The organism is Streptomyces sp. NPDC101110 (genome assembly GCF_044759525.1).
GTDB lineage: Bacteria > Actinomycetota > Actinomycetes > Streptomycetales > Streptomycetaceae > Streptomyces.
The window spans coordinates 139,167-152,807 of the sequence record NZ_JBIVZM010000010.1 but is presented as its reverse complement, the minus strand read 5'-3'; the positions used below and the strand labels follow the sequence as shown (position 1 = coordinate 152,807).

Below are 13,641 nucleotides of genomic sequence, written 5' to 3'. Positions count from 1 at the left end.
CCATGGCAACGCTTGAAATCCGAGACCTGCACGTCACCGTCGAGGCCGACAACGCCACGAAGGAGATCCTCAAGGGCGTCGACCTCACCGTGAAGCAGGGCGAGACGCACGCCATCATGGGCCCCAACGGCTCCGGCAAGTCGACCCTCGCCTACTCCCTCGCGGGTCACCCGAAGTACACGATCACCGGCGGCACCGTCACCCTCGACGGCGAGGACGTCCTGGAGATGTCCGTCGACGAGCGCGCCCGCGCCGGCCTGTTCCTCGCCATGCAGTACCCGGTCGAGGTCCCGGGTGTCTCCGTGTCGAACTTCCTGCGCACCTCCGCCACCGCCGTCCGCGGCGAGGCCCCCAAGCTGCGCACCTGGGTGAAGGAGGTCAAGGAGGCCATGGAGCGCCTCAACATGGACCCCTCCTTCGCCGAGCGCAACGTCAACGAGGGCTTCTCCGGCGGTGAGAAGAAGCGCCACGAGATCCTCCAGCTGGAGCTCCTCAAGCCCAAGATGGCGATCCTCGACGAGACCGACTCCGGCCTCGACGTCGACGCCCTGCGCGTCGTCTCCGAGGGCGTCAACCGCGTCCGCGAGACGGGCGAGGTCGGCACCCTGCTGATCACCCACTACACGCGCATCCTCCGCTACATCAAGCCCGACCACGTGCACGTCTTCTCCGGCGGCCGGATCGTCGAGTCCGGCGGCGCCGAGCTCGCCGACAAGCTGGAGAACGAGGGCTACGAGGCGTATGCGAAGCTCGACGGAGTCGACACGAAGGGTGGCGCATCCGCGTGACACAGCTGCCGGGCCTCCTCGACACCGAGGCGATCCGCAAGGACTTCCCCATCCTGGACCGCCAGGTCCACGACGGTCAGAAGCTCGTGTACCTGGACAACGCGGCGACCAGCCAGAAGCCGCGCCAGGTGCTGGACGCCCTGAGCGAGTACTACGAGCGCTACAACGCCAACGTCCACCGCGGTGTGCATGTGCTCGCCGAGGAGGCCACGGCGCTGTACGAGGGCGCGCGCGACAAGGTCGCGGAGTTCGTCAACGCGCCCAGCCGTGACGAGGTGATCTTCACCAAGAACGCCTCGGAGTCGCTCAACCTCGTGGCGAACATGCTGGGCTGGGCCGACGAGCCCTACCGCGTGGACTCCGAGACCGAGATCGTCATCACGGAGATGGAGCACCACTCCAACATCGTGCCGTGGCAGCTGCTCGCGCAGCGCACGGGCGCGAAGCTGAAGTGGTTCGGCCTCACCGACGACGGCCGCCTCGACCTGTCGAACATCGACCAGATCATCACCGAGAAGACGAAGATCGTCTCCTTCGTGCTGGTCTCCAACATCCTCGGCACCCAGAACCCGGTCGAGGCGATCGTGCGCCGCGCCCAGGAGGTCGGTGCGCTGGTGTGTGTCGACGCCTCCCAGGCCGCGCCGCACATGCCGCTGGACGTGCAGGCCCTGCAGGCCGACTTCGTGGCCTTCACCGGCCACAAGATGTGCGGCCCGACCGGCATCGGCGTCCTCTGGGGCCGCCAGGAGCTGCTGGAGGACCTGCCCCCGTTCCTCGGCGGCGGCGAGATGATCGAGACGGTGTCGATGCACTCCTCGACCTACGCCCCGGCGCCCCACAAGTTCGAGGCGGGAACGCCCCCGATCGCCCAGGCGGTCGGGCTCGGCGCGGCGATCGACTACCTCAACTCGATCGGCATGGACAAGATCCTCGCCCACGAGCACGCACTCACCGAGTACGCGGTCAAGCGGCTGCTGGAGGTCCCCGACCTGCGCATCATCGGCCCCACCACGGCCGAGGAGCGCGGCGCGGCGATCTCCTTCACCCTCGGGGACATCCACCCGCACGACGTGGGCCAGGTCCTCGACGAGCAGGGCATCGCGGTCCGGGTCGGCCACCACTGCGCGCGGCCGGTCTGCCTGCGCTACGGAATTCCTGCGACCACGCGAGCGTCGTTCTATCTGTACTCCACGCCGGCCGAGATCGACGCACTGGTCGACGGCTTGGAGCACGTACGGAACTTCTTCGGCTGAGGGGCGTGCTAGACGGTGAAACTGGACTCCATGTACCAGGAAGTCATCCTGGACCACTACAAGAACCCGCACGGGCGGGGCTTGCGGGATGGCGACGCCGAGGTGCACCACGTCAACCCGACGTGCGGTGACGAGATCACGCTGCGCGTGAAGTACGACGGCACCACGATCGAGGACGTCTCGTACGAGGGCCAGGGCTGTTCGATCAGCCAGGCGAGCGCGTCCGTACTGAACGACCTCCTCGTCGGCAAGGACCTCTCCGACGCGCGGAGGATCCAGGAGACCTTCCTGGAGCTGATGCAGTCCAAGGGGAAGCTCGAACCCGACGACGCGATGGAGGAGATCCTGGAGGACGCGGTCGCGTTCGCCGGGGTGTCCAAGTACCCGGCCCGGGTGAAGTGCGCCCTGCTGAGCTGGATGGCCTGGAAGGACGCGACGGCCCAGGTGCTGGGCGGAGCCGACGCCGAGAAGGAGACGACGGCATGAGCGAGACCGTTGAGATGAAGCCGGCCTCGGAGGAAGAGGTCCGTGAGGCGCTGTACGACGTGGTCGACCCCGAGCTGGGCATCGACGTCGTCAACCTCGGCCTGATCTACGGCATCCACATCGACGACGCGAACATCGCGACGCTCGACATGACCCTGACGTCGGCGGCCTGCCCGCTGACGGACGTCATCGAGGACCAGGCGAAGTCCGCCACGGACGGCCTCGTGAGCGAACTGCGCATCAACTGGGTCTGGATGCCCCCGTGGGGCCCCGACAAGATCACTGACGACGGCCGCGAGCAGCTGCGGGCGCTCGGGTTCAACGTCTGAGACCCGCTGGACGCGACTGAGGGCGGCACCCTGTCCGGGTGCCGCCCTCACGCATGCTCAGCCCAGCCCGGACACGATCTGGAACGACGCGTCCGAGTAGTACTGGTGACCGTTCTCGAAGGGGTCGAGGCGGAGCTGGAAGTTGCGGTGGCGCAGGAAGCGGCCCGGGTAGTTGACCGACTCCAGCGTGAGCGTTCCCGAGCGGGACCAGACCCGGGGGCAGAAGGTGGCGTCCTGGCGGAACAGGGACGAGCCGTCGTTGCCGTCGGCGACCAGGACGAAGCTGCGGTGGCGGAGGTAGCGGCCGTCCGCGGTGGTGAAGGAGTAGCAGGAGGGGTCGGCGAGGCCGGCTACGCGCTGGAAGGTGGCGTCCTCGCGCTGCTCGGAGCCCGAGCCGATCCGGTCGAGGCGCACATAGCCGTCGCGCACCCGCCAGTAGCGGTCGGGGAAGTTGACCGCGCGTATGGATATGCCGGGGGCGGCGGGGGGCTTGGGGCGCTTCGGCGGGGCCGTGGAACCCTTCGGCGGCTTCGGGGCCTTCGACTGGGGCTTCGTCGCGCTCGGTGAGGCCGTGGGAGTGCTGGTGGTGGGCGTGGGGGACGGCTCGGCGCGGTCCGCGCCGGGCTTCGCGGTGCCGCCCTTGGAGGGGGTCGCGAAGGAGATCAGGCCGCCCGGGGCCGAACTGCTCAGCGTGTTCGGCTCGGCCGCCCGGTGGTCCGGCTCCTTGGACTCGCTGTTCATCACGGTGACGGCCGTGACGCAGGCGGTGATCGTGGCCAGGGCCAGCGCACCCGCCAGCCAGAGGCGTCGGGTGCCCGGTGCCCGCGTGGTGTCCGGTGCCCAGCCGCTCTCCCAGGGATGGCCCTGAGGCGGCCGGGACTTGTCTGCTGCCATGCGCTGTTCCTCCGGCGGGGCACCCTTGACGGCGGCGCAGTTGTGGTGACCCGGTGTTTGATCGGTGACACCGTAGTGGACGTCCGGGGCGCCTGTGACGCGTTTGATGAGAGCGGTTTCTCTCCGTTGCGAGAGCGGTTTCCCGTCGTGATCAAGGCGCCGTTGTGTACGGGTGTACAGATGGTGTGTACGCTCGTACATATGGGATATCTGCTGCTGGCCGGGGCCATTGCCGCCGAAGTCGGTGCGACCACCGCCATGAAGTACAGCGACGGCTTCAGCAGGCTCGGCCCGTCGCTGCTGACCGTCCTCGGATACGTCGTCTCCTTCGCGTTGCTCGCACAGACCCTCAGGACCGTCTCGGTCGGCACGGCGTACGCGATCTGGGCCGGGGTCGGCACCGCCGCCATCGCCACGATCGGGTTCGCGTTCCTGGGGGAGGGGATGACCCTGGCCAAGGCCGCCGGGATCGCGCTGATCATCGCCGGGGTCGTGGTGCTGAATCTGGGCGGAGCCCACTGATGGCCCGGCGGCACGACCCCGAGCGGCGGCAGCGGATCATCGACGCGGCGATCCGGGTCGTCGGGGCGAAGGGGATCGCCGGGCTGAGCCACCGCAGCGCCGCGGCCGAGGCCGACGTGCCGCTCGGTTCGACGACCTACCACTTCAAGACCCTCGACGAGCTGCTGGTCGCCGCGCTGCGGCAGGCCAACGAGGGCTTCGCCAAGGTCGTCGCCTCACGCGGGGGTCTGGAGGACCCCGGTACCGATCTCGCCTCCGAACTCGCCGCGTTGATGGGGGAGTGGCTCGCGGGCGACCGCACGGGGGTGGAGCTGGAGTACGAGCTGTACCTGGCCGCCCTGCGCCGTCCCGCGCTGCGGCCCGTCGCCGCCGAGTGGGCCGCGGGCGTCGCCGAGGTGCTGTCGCGGCGCACGGATCCGGTGACGGCCCGGGCGCTGGTGGCGGTCGTCGACGGAATCTGCCTGCAGGTGCTGCTGACGGGGGTGCCGTACGACGAGGAGTATGCGCGGGAGGTGTTGCGGCGGGTGCTGGCGGAAGCCGGTGGGTGATGCCGGCGGGTGGGGTGCGGAACGGCGTCCGGGACGGCCTCCGGCGGGGTGCCGGGGAGAGGGTCTGGAGTGGGGCAGGAGGCTCTGGAGTGGGGCTCCGAGGCGCTCCGCTGGGCTTCGGCGAACGTGTCCCGTGGGGTTGCGGCTCAGGCGTCCCGTGGGGTTGCGGCGGAGGTGTCCCGGGGGGTCGGCTCGGCATCGTCCGGCGCGTCGGCGGTGTCCCGCTGTCCGGGGCGGTGAAGGTGTCCCGTGGGGTTGCGGCGGAGGTGTCCCAGGGGGGTCGGCTCGGCATCGTCCGGCGCGTCGGCGGTGTCCCGCTGTCCGGGGCGGTGAAGGTGTCCCGTGGGGTTGCGGCGGAGGTGTCCCGGGGGGTCGGCTCGGCATCGTCCGGCCCGCCGGCTGTGTCCCGCTGCCCGGGGCCGGGCCTGTGGCGTCCGTGCTGCTGAGGCGTGTCGTCGCCGGGCCGATACCGCCCGTCCCGTGAGATGCCTCTGTACCGGTTCGCATCGACCGGTGTCCGCCGGTTAGGTTGCCCTCATGACCGACACGACTGCTCCTCGCACGACCGGCGCCGTGGCCGCCGGCCTCGCCACGATCGCCGCCGACGGCACCGTTCTCGACACCTGGTTCCCCGCGCCCGAGCTGGCCGACCAGCCCGGCCCGTCCGGCACCGAGCGGCTGTCCGCCGAGCGTGCCGCGGAGCTGCTCGGCGGTGGTGCGACCGCGGCGATCGGCCCCGACGCCCGCCGCGGCGTCGAGGTGGTCGCGGTCCGCACGGTCATCGCCTCGCTCGACGAGAAGCCGATCGACGCGCACGACGCCTACCTGCGCCTGCACCTCCTCTCCCACCGCCTGGTCAAGCCGCACGGCCAGAGCCTGGAGGGCATCTTCGGGTTCCTCGCCAACGTCGCCTGGACCTCGCTCGGCCCGGTCGCCGTCGACGACCTCGAGAAGGTGCGGCTGAACGCCCGCGCCGAGGGCCTGCACCTCCAGGTGACCTCCGTCGACAAGTTCCCCCGCATGACGGACTACGTGGCTCCCAAGGGTGTCCGGATCGCCGACGCCGACCGGGTCCGCCTCGGCGCCCACCTCGCCGAGGGCACCACCGTCATGCACGAGGGCTTCGTCAACTTCAACGCCGGCACCCTCGGCACGTCGATGGTCGAGGGCCGCATCTCCGCCGGTGTCGTGATCGGCGACGGCTCGGACATCGGCGGCGGCGCATCCACGATGGGCACCCTCTCCGGCGGCGGCAACGTCATCATCTCCGTCGGCGAGCGCTGCCTGATCGGCGCCGAGGCGGGCGTGGGCATCGCCCTCGGCGACGAGTGCGTCGTCGAGGCCGGCCTCTACGTCACCGCCGGCACCCGCGTCACCATGCCCGACGGCCAGATCATCAAGGCCCGGGAGCTGTCCGGCGCCTCCAACATCCTCTTCCGCCGCAACTCGGTCACCGGCACGGTCGAGGCCCGTCCGAACAACGCGGTGTGGGGCGGACTGAACGAGATCCTGCACAGCCACAACTGAAGCAACGCCCCACGCCGCGACCGGCTGTTCCGGCGTGATCCCGTATGGATGACTCGGCGTTACCTCGCGGTGGTTTCGGCAGATGAACGGGTGGACGCAGTGTCCGATCATTCGCCGAACCGACGAAACGAGGACCGGGGCATGAGGAACGTGCGGGGTCGTGCCAGGGCGCGCTTGCTGGTGGGAGCCGTCGTGGCGCTGGGGACGTGCTGGCTGCCGGTGGGGGCCGCGCACGCCGACGAGACCAACACCGGCTCCCACAACGGTCACCGGGTCGGTCTGGTCAACGTCAACACCGGACAGATCGACGACCCGGCGGAGGACGTGCTGGAGCACACGCTGCTGTTCGGGGACGGATACGCCTGGAACTGAACGGGCAGCGCAGACGGGACGGCCCGTGCCGCAGAGGACTGCGGTGCGGGCCGTCCCGCTTTTGTCGTCCCCGGGTGGCATAGCGGGGCGCCCCCGCACGCGTCACAAGGGGTACGGGGGGCGCGCACCGGGCCCGCCCCCGGGGGAGAGCGAAGGTGACGATGGATGCCCAAGCGCAGGAGAGTTTCCGGGAGTTCGTGGCGAACCGGTCGTCCGCGCTGCTGAAGACCGCCGTCCTGCTCAGCGGCGGCGACCGCCACGCGGGTGAAGGCCTGCTCCAGAACGCGCTGATCAAGGCGGCGGGCCGCTGGCACCGCATCGACGAACCCGAGGCGTACGTACGGCAGGTCCTCTACCGGCAGCAGGTCAGCCGCTGGCGGCTGAAGTGGCCGAGGCGCGAACTCAGCGTCGCCGCACCCCCGGAGACCGGCAGCGCCCCGGACGCCTCCGGTGCCGCCGAACTCCGATTGGTGATGCGCGGCGCGCTGGCCCGGCTGACCGCCCGGCAGCGCACCGTGCTCGTGCTCCGCTACTTCGAGGACCTGCCCGAGGGCGAGGTGGCCCGCGTCCTGGGCTGCTCCGTCGGCACAGTACGGTCCGCCACCCACCGTTCCCTCGCCCGGCTGCGCGCCCTCGCACCCGAACTGGCCGCCCTCGGCCCGGCCGCCGCCGAGCAGCGGCCTTCCCGTGACTACTCGCCCGTGGAGGTGCGTCAGTGAACGTCGACGAACTCGTGCGTGACGCCCTGCGCGACCAGGCCGACGGACAGCCGCCCGCGGCCCCCGGCTTCGCCGACCGGGTGCTGGCCGTGCGCCGGCGCCGGCGCAGCCGCCGGCTCGCGACCGCGGCAGCCGCGGCCGTCGCCGTGGTGGCCGTCGCCGTGGCCGTGCCGATGCTCGACTCGGGCAAGCAGGACGTACGCCCCGCGGGCGGGGGAGAGCAGACCGGGATCACGGCCCACCCCGATCAGTCGCCGCCGCGCGACCTGATCGCGGCCGGGCGGGTCGCACTGGCCGCCTACTACACCACCAGGAACGTCGAGCAGTCCGCCGACCGGGCCGTCGCGGAGCGGACGTACTGGCTGCTGAACCCCGCCACGAAGAAGTACGTGAAGGACGACCGGTGGTCCTACGTCGCGGTCGCCCCCGGGCTGCGGACCGCCGCCGTCCTGGAGCGGGACCTGCCCGTGCCGCGGATCGGGTTGCTCGATCTGGCGAGCGGCCAGGTCAAGCGGTGGATCCCCGTCGACCGGCCGGTGGCCGCAGTGGAGTTCTCCTCCGACGGCAGGAAACTCGTCGCGACGGCGTACAGCAAGAACCCCGACCGCCGGGTGAAGATCGACGGGTCGGAGGACTGGGACGCCCCGTTCACGGAGTCGTACCGGAGCGGCTTCCACGTCATCGACGTGGCCTCCGGGAGCAGTTCCTGGGCCGCGGTGGAGTTCGGCGGGGGCGCGCACGACCCCGACGCGTTCCTCAACTCCCGCCAGGACTTCGGGTTCACCCATGACGGCCGGCACGCCTGGTCCGGGATGCCCACCGAACCGGGCAAGAAGTTCTACGACTTCACCGGCAGGGAAGTCCCCGCGCCCGCCCTGGAGAAGTACCGGGACTGGTTCGTGGACGCCGGGGTGTCGCCGGACGGGCAGCTCGTCGCCGGTCAGTTCGCGGGACGGAAGTGGAAGACGTCGTCCTTCGTCCTCGACGCCCGTACCGGGAAGCAGCGCGAGGTGCGCGGGCAGCAGCTGCTGGCCTGGGCGGACGGGAACTCGCTCGTCGCCTGGGACGTCGGGCAGGACGGCAACGAGTACCACCAGCGGCTGGTCCTGGTGACCATCGGCGGCCGGAAGACCACCCCGCTCAGCGATTTCCGGTCGCCCAAGGACAACACCAAGGGGCGGTGGGAGCCGGTGTTCGCGCAGCGGTGATCATGTGCCGACCAGGGCGGCGTGGAGCGTGAGCAGTTCGTCGGCCCTCCCGCGGCCGGCCGGCTGAAGGGGGCTGCGGACCGGGCCCGCCGGGAGGCCCAGGGCGTTCAAGAGCGACTTCGCCGTGACGGTGCCCGGCAGGCCCGCCGACATGACCGCCTCGATGAGAGGGGTGGCCTGCTGCTGGAGGCGGGCCGCCCGGGCCGTGTCGCCCGCGTCGAACGCGTCCAGCACCGCTCGCAGCCGGTCCGGGACCACGTTCGCCACCGTGCTGACGTAGCCCGTGCCGCCCACGGCGTACAGCGCGAGGTTGTGTTCGTCGCAGCCCGCGTAGTACGCCAGGTCCGTGCGGGACAGCACCTTCTGGGCGCCCAGGAAGTCCTGGGAGCAGTCCTTGACCGCGATGATCCCGGGGTGCTCGGCGAGGCGGAGGAGCGTCTCCGGTTCGATGCGGGTGCCGGTGCGGGCGGGGATGTCGTAGAGCATGAGCGGGAGGCCGCAGGCGTCCGCGGTCTGGCGGAAGTGGGCCTCGATCGCCTCCTGCGGGGGCGTGCTGTAGTACGGCGCCACCACCAGCAGACCGTCCGCACCCGCCTTTTCGGCCTCCCGGGCCAGTTCGGCGGTGTGCCGGGTGTCGGGGGTGCCGACGCCGGTGATGACCTTCGCCCGGTCGCCCACCGCCTCGCGTACGGCTCGGACGAGGTCGGACTTCTCGGTGTCCGAGGTGGTGGGGGACTCGCCCGTGGTGCCGGAGAGGACCAGGCCGTCGCAGCCGTGTGCCACGAGGTGGTGGGCGAGGCGCTGGGCGCCGTCGAGGTCCAGGGCGCCGGAGGGGGTGAAGGGGGTGATCATGGCGCAGAGGGTGCGGCCGAGGGGTGGGGCGGGGTGGTGGGGTGCCGGGTTGTGCGGTGCGGGCGGTTGTGTGGTCATGGGAGTAGTGTCGGCGCCGTATTCATGTAGCTCTACTTAAAATTGCTACCAGCTATTGATAAGCAGTGCTTCATCGTGAGGGGGTGTTAGGGCTCGGGTGCCGCGTTCGCGGCGGGGGCGATCGGGTACTCGGGTGTTCCTGACGTCGAGAGGAGGCACCGTGACGGGGACCATCGATCATCGGGCCGTGCACGACGAGCGCCGTTCCGTGGGCGAACTCGTCGGGCAGGCCACGGAGCAGCTCTCCACGCTCATGCGGCAGGAAGTGGCTCTCGCCAAGGAGGAGCTCGCGGAGAAGGGGCGGCGTGCGGGGCGCGGCGGCGGGTTGCTCGGGGCGGCGGGCGCCGTCGCGTACGCCGGGCTGCTGGTGCTGTCCGGTGCGGGTGTCGCCGCGCTCTCGCTGGTCCTGCCGGTGTGGGCCGCGGCGCTGATCGTGACGGGAGTGCTGTTCGTGATCGCGGCCGTGCTGGCGGCGACCGGGCGGGCGCAGTTGCGGAAGGCCGCTCCGCCCACACCCGAGCGGGCTCTCGGCAGTGTCAGGGCGGACGTGGAGGAGATCAAGGAGAGGGCGCACCGATGACGGACGCGATGGGTGGGGCGAAGGGGCCCGATGAGCTGCGGCGGCAGATCGAGCGGACCCGTACGGAACTGGGCAACACGGTGGAGGAGTTGGCCGGGAAGGCGGACGTGAAGGGGCGTGCGCGGGCGCGGGCCGCTGATCTGCGGGACAAGGCCGGGGCGATGACGGTGCAGTTGCGCAGCAGCGCGGCGCAGGCGGGCCACACCGTGCAGGACAGGGCGGCGCATGCGGGGCCTCGGCCGGTGCGGACGGTTGTGCAGGCCGGGATGCGGCATCCCAAGCCGGTGCTGGTGGCCGGGGCGGCGGGGGCCGCGGTGGCGGTCGGGGTGCTGCGATGGAGGCACACGCACGGGCATCACTGAGTCCGGCTCCGGTTCTGGTTCCGGTTCTGGTTCGCGTTCCGGTGTGGTGGGGCGCGTGTGCCTTGCCCGGCGGTGGGTGGGGGTGCGCGTCTTCGCGTGACGCCGGGTGGTGGGTCGGGGCCGCATCGGGGGGCGTCCGTCCGCGGAACGGCGCGATGGGCCCCATACCGACTGACTGGCGTTGACGCGCCAACCGCTGCGGGCGGACACCCCCCCGACACGTCCCCTTCCGTACGACGGCGGGTGCGTGGGGCGGGCCACCAGTCCCGCTCCGCTGCGGGCATGCGTGCCGACGGGGCTGTGGACACATCGGTCGCTTGACCTCAAGCTTGGTCGAGGTTGGAAAGTGGGGTGTGTTCGCGACCGGCGCTACGACTGGAGTGTTCATGAGCCGTCGAACCGAGCAGCACCCCGATCCCACCGACCCCCGCGTCGGTGCCCCCCTCTTCAGTACCTGGCGAGTGGGTTCTCCCGAGCGGCAGCGGCAGACGGTCGAGGCCATCGGGCGGGCCTGGGAGCGGCGGCCCTGGCCCGCCGGGGACCTGCTGGGGTATCACGTGTACGCGGGGCGGGACGGATCCACCCTGATGCACTACTCGCAGTGGACCGGCGAGCAGGCGTACGAGTCCTTCGTCGGTACGCACCGGCAGGAGCGGATCGACGAGATCGACACGGCCGTGCCGGACATCGAGCGGGTAGGGCTCGGGCGGTACCGGCGCTACCGGAGCAGGGAACGCGCCGTCGGGGACACGCGGGTGCCGGGTCTGATCGTGACCGTGCGGATCGACTTCGAGGACGGAGCGCAGGAGCGCCGGGAGGAGTGGGTCGACCTGGTGGTCAAGGCACTGGGCGACGATCCGGTGGGGCACGCCGGGCTGATGTCCGCGCACTTCCACCTCAGCACGGACGGCGGGCACGTGCTGAACTACGCGGAGTGGGAGAGCGCCGAGGCCTACGAGGCCGCGATGGCCGCGCCGTCGACGGACTCCTGGGAGCGGGTGCGGGCGTATCCGGGGCTGCGGAAGGTCACCGGCACCCGGTACGAGCACGCTCTGGGGCTGGTTCCGGAGTGATCGCCACGCGTGGGCCCGGCCGGAGGGAAGCCCGGCCGGGCCCACGGGGTGTCACGGGCGGAAACGCAGGACCTGCGGGTCGTGGTCGCTGATCTGGTCGTTGAACTCCGCGTTGACGTGCACGCTGTCGTACTCGAAGTCGCAGTCACGACGGATCGACGGGCTGATCAGGATCTGGTCGAGGACCTGGCTGTTGCCCTGGTACACGTACGAGTAACGCTCGCTGCGCGGGAGCGACTTGATCGCCGACCAGAGTTCGCCGCGGCCCTCCAGGAGCTTCGCGGTCTCGGAGAACTCGAAGTCGTTGATGTCGCCCAGCGCGACGACGTCCGCGTTCTTCTGCGTGTCGAGGATGTCCTTGACGAAGGCGTTCACCAGGGTGGCCTGCTGGTGGCGCTGCGTCTCGGAGCTGCGGGACGGCGGCTGGTACTGGGAGGTCAGCCCCTGGTCGCCGCCCTTGGAGTTGAAGTGGTTGGCGATCACGAAGACCGTGCGGCCGCGGAAGACGAACTCGCCGGCCAGCGGCTTGCGGCTGTTCTTCCAGGCCTCGTCGGCGGGGGCGATGCGGCCGGGGCTGAGCGTCAGGTGGGCCTTGCCGCGGATCTTCGTCACGCCGGTGGCCGTCGTGGCGTCGCCGCCCGCCCGGTCCGCGAAGGAGACGCGCTCGGGGTTGAAGAGGAACGCCTGGCGGATGTTGCCGCCCGGCTCGCCGCCGTCGGTGTTGTTCGCCGGGTCGATCGCGCGCCAGTCGTACTTCGGGCCGCCGGCCGCGACGATCGCGTCGATCAGCCTGGTGAGGGTCTGGTCGGCGGCGACCGTACCGTCGTTCGTCGCGCCGTTGTTGTCCTGGATCTCCTCCAGGGACACGACGTCCGGCGACTTCAGGTTGTTCACGATCGCGGCGGCGTGCGCGGCGAACGTGTCGTCGGACGGGTCGAGGTTCTCGACATTGTAGGTGGCGACGGCGAGTTCGGAGGAGCGCTGCCTGCGGGTCGTCTCGCGCTCCAGGCCCGCGCTCTTCAGCGTGCCGAGTTCGCTCGCGACCAGGGTGTAGCCGCCGAACTGGTTGTAGTCCAGGGGGCCCGCGGTGGTGCCCGTGAGGGTGTCGCCCACGTTCGCCTTGGGGAAGTCCGCCGTCGCGCCGAGGGACTGGATCTGGAGGCGGCCCGTGTTCTGGTCGTCGTAGGAGCCGTAGACCGTGCCGCCGTGGCGGTTGCGGTTCTCGTGCGGCTTCACCGTCACCCACAGCTCGGTGTACGGGTCGGTGGCGCCGACGACGCGGGTGTCGGTGACCCGGACGGACATGCCCTCCAGTGCCTCGTAGTGGTCCAGGGCGTACTTGGCGGGCTGGAGCGGCAGCGCGTTGACGGAGCCGCCCGCTGCGGTGTCACCGTCGGGCGCGTAGGCGGCGGGGACCGAGCGGGAGGTGATCGCCGTGGCGGCGGGGAGCGCGTTGCCGCTGGAGACGACCGTGGTCGTCGGCTTGGTGATCTCCGTCACCGACTGGTTGCCGGAGGTCGCTCCGCCGGGGACGTACTCCGTGACGGTGCCGCTGACCGTGACGGCGTCACCGACGGCGACCCCCTTCGGCACGGAGCCGGTGAAGACGAGGACGCCCTCGCTGGTCGCCGGGTCGGCGTCCGGGGCCGAATCCTGGATCCAGAAGCCGCGGGACGAGCCGTAGGTCCGGATGCCGGTGACGATTCCGGCCACGTCCGTGACCTGCTTCCCGGCGTACGGGGACATCCGGGTGTTGCCCTGGATGTCGTGGATGCGGACCGACTCCGCGTGCGCGGGGCTGGTGAGAACGATCGTGGATGCCGCGGAACACGCGGCGGCGACGGTGAGCGCGGCGAGACGCGCGGACGACTTGCTCGGCAACGGGTTTCCCTCCGGGGACGTGACAGGGCGCCGGGACGAGGGCGGAGACGTGTGGAAAGGCTGGACGGTCGCTACCTGTGGGGCGGATGCGGTGACGCGCGTAGACGGGTCTGGACGGGTGGGCCTGGTGGGGCGACCCGGTGAACAACTGTCCGCCGACTTCTACGCG

16 protein-coding genes are annotated in these 13,641 nt (G+C 70.9%); 13 read left to right on the top strand and 3 right to left on the bottom strand.

The features are described from left to right. Positions 1–2 precede the first annotated feature (2 nt). Genes sufC through ACIQU3_RS23750 form a run of 4 tightly spaced genes read left to right on the top strand, consistent with a single transcriptional unit; the run spans position 3 to position 2,856 of the window. Positions 3–788, top strand: a complete 786-nt coding sequence (gene sufC, locus ACIQU3_RS23765; RefSeq protein ID WP_403730077.1) for a Fe-S cluster assembly ATPase SufC — start codon at positions 3–5, stop codon at positions 786–788. Then, the gene (locus ACIQU3_RS23760; protein WP_403730082.1) at positions 785–2,041 is read left to right on the top strand and encodes a cysteine desulfurase; all 1,257 of its coding nucleotides are present in this window, start codon (positions 785–787) and stop codon (positions 2,039–2,041) included. The genes sufC and ACIQU3_RS23760 overlap by 4 nt, the downstream gene beginning before the upstream one ends. Positions 2,042–2,056: 15 nt before the next feature. Further along, on the top strand, positions 2,057–2,527 hold the full coding sequence (gene sufU, locus ACIQU3_RS23755) for a Fe-S cluster assembly sulfur transfer protein SufU (RefSeq protein WP_397865141.1): 471 nt from the start codon (positions 2,057–2,059) through the stop codon (positions 2,525–2,527). Beyond that, positions 2,524–2,856: a metal-sulfur cluster assembly factor gene (locus tag ACIQU3_RS23750; protein WP_028809645.1), complete on the top strand. Its 333-nt coding sequence runs from the start codon at positions 2,524–2,526 to the stop codon at positions 2,854–2,856. Before sufU ends, ACIQU3_RS23750 begins: the two co-directional genes overlap by 4 nt. Before the next feature lie 57 nt (positions 2,857–2,913). Here the strand turns inward: ACIQU3_RS23750 and ACIQU3_RS23745 are convergent, their stop codons facing one another. Beyond that, positions 2,914–3,750: an AbfB domain-containing protein gene (locus ACIQU3_RS23745; protein ID WP_403927625.1), complete on the bottom strand. Its 837-nt coding sequence runs from the start codon at positions 3,748–3,750 to the stop codon at positions 2,914–2,916. A gap of 201 nt (positions 3,751–3,951) precedes the next feature. Between ACIQU3_RS23745 and ACIQU3_RS23740 the strand changes: the two genes are divergently transcribed. The 6 genes from ACIQU3_RS23740 to ACIQU3_RS23715 all read left to right on the top strand — a co-directional run bounded on the left by ACIQU3_RS23740 (position 3,952) and on the right by ACIQU3_RS23715 (position 8,646). Then, positions 3,952–4,272 (top strand): multidrug efflux SMR transporter, encoded by a 321-nt coding sequence (locus ACIQU3_RS23740; RefSeq protein WP_366709452.1) that lies wholly within the window; start codon positions 3,952–3,954, stop codon positions 4,270–4,272. Further along, a complete protein-coding gene (locus tag ACIQU3_RS23735; RefSeq protein WP_403927622.1) occupies positions 4,272–4,820 on the top strand; it encodes a TetR/AcrR family transcriptional regulator in 549 nt (182 codons plus the stop codon). The genes ACIQU3_RS23740 and ACIQU3_RS23735 overlap by 1 nt, the downstream gene beginning before the upstream one ends. Before the next feature lie 537 nt (positions 4,821–5,357). Further along, complete coding sequence (gene dapD, locus ACIQU3_RS23730) at positions 5,358–6,347, top strand: 2,3,4,5-tetrahydropyridine-2,6-dicarboxylate N-succinyltransferase (protein WP_403927620.1); 990 nt, start codon at positions 5,358–5,360, stop codon at positions 6,345–6,347. Between the two features lie 141 nt (positions 6,348–6,488). Then, positions 6,489–6,719 (top strand): hypothetical protein, encoded by a 231-nt coding sequence (locus tag ACIQU3_RS23725; RefSeq protein ID WP_403730093.1) that lies wholly within the window; start codon positions 6,489–6,491, stop codon positions 6,717–6,719. Between the two features lie 161 nt (positions 6,720–6,880). Next, on the top strand, positions 6,881–7,438 hold the full coding sequence (locus ACIQU3_RS23720) for a SigE family RNA polymerase sigma factor (RefSeq protein ID WP_403927617.1): 558 nt from the start codon (positions 6,881–6,883) through the stop codon (positions 7,436–7,438). Beyond that, the gene (locus ACIQU3_RS23715; RefSeq protein ID WP_403927614.1) at positions 7,435–8,646 is read left to right on the top strand and encodes a WD40 repeat domain-containing protein; all 1,212 of its coding nucleotides are present in this window, start codon (positions 7,435–7,437) and stop codon (positions 8,644–8,646) included. Before ACIQU3_RS23720 ends, ACIQU3_RS23715 begins: the two co-directional genes overlap by 4 nt. Here ACIQU3_RS23715 and dapA read toward each other — a convergent pair whose 3' ends face one another. After that, positions 8,647–9,576 carry a 4-hydroxy-tetrahydrodipicolinate synthase gene (gene dapA, locus ACIQU3_RS23710; protein WP_403927612.1) on the bottom strand — a complete coding sequence of 310 codons (930 nt, stop codon included), beginning with the start codon at positions 9,574–9,576 and terminating at the stop codon, positions 8,647–8,649. Positions 9,577–9,736: 160 nt separating this feature from the next. Between dapA and ACIQU3_RS23705 the strand changes: the two genes are divergently transcribed. The 3 genes from ACIQU3_RS23705 (at position 9,737) to ACIQU3_RS23695 (ending at position 11,591) form a co-directional block, all read left to right on the top strand. Further along, positions 9,737–10,156, top strand: a complete 420-nt coding sequence (locus tag ACIQU3_RS23705) for a phage holin family protein (RefSeq protein WP_351645002.1) — start codon at positions 9,737–9,739, stop codon at positions 10,154–10,156. Next, on the top strand, positions 10,153–10,518 hold the full coding sequence (locus ACIQU3_RS23700; protein ID WP_403730112.1) for a DUF3618 domain-containing protein: 366 nt from the start codon (positions 10,153–10,155) through the stop codon (positions 10,516–10,518). Before ACIQU3_RS23705 ends, ACIQU3_RS23700 begins: the two co-directional genes overlap by 4 nt. A 386-nt stretch (positions 10,519–10,904) precedes the next feature. Continuing rightward, the gene (locus ACIQU3_RS23695; RefSeq protein WP_403927608.1) at positions 10,905–11,591 is read left to right on the top strand and encodes an antibiotic biosynthesis monooxygenase; all 687 of its coding nucleotides are present in this window, start codon (positions 10,905–10,907) and stop codon (positions 11,589–11,591) included. 51 nt (positions 11,592–11,642) lie between these two features. On the opposite strand, the gene ACIQU3_RS23690 is transcribed toward ACIQU3_RS23695, so the two are convergent. Next, the gene (locus ACIQU3_RS23690) at positions 11,643–13,472 is read right to left on the bottom strand and encodes an endonuclease/exonuclease/phosphatase family protein (protein ID WP_403927605.1); all 1,830 of its coding nucleotides are present in this window, start codon (positions 13,470–13,472) and stop codon (positions 11,643–11,645) included. Positions 13,473–13,641: the final 169 nt, after the last annotated feature.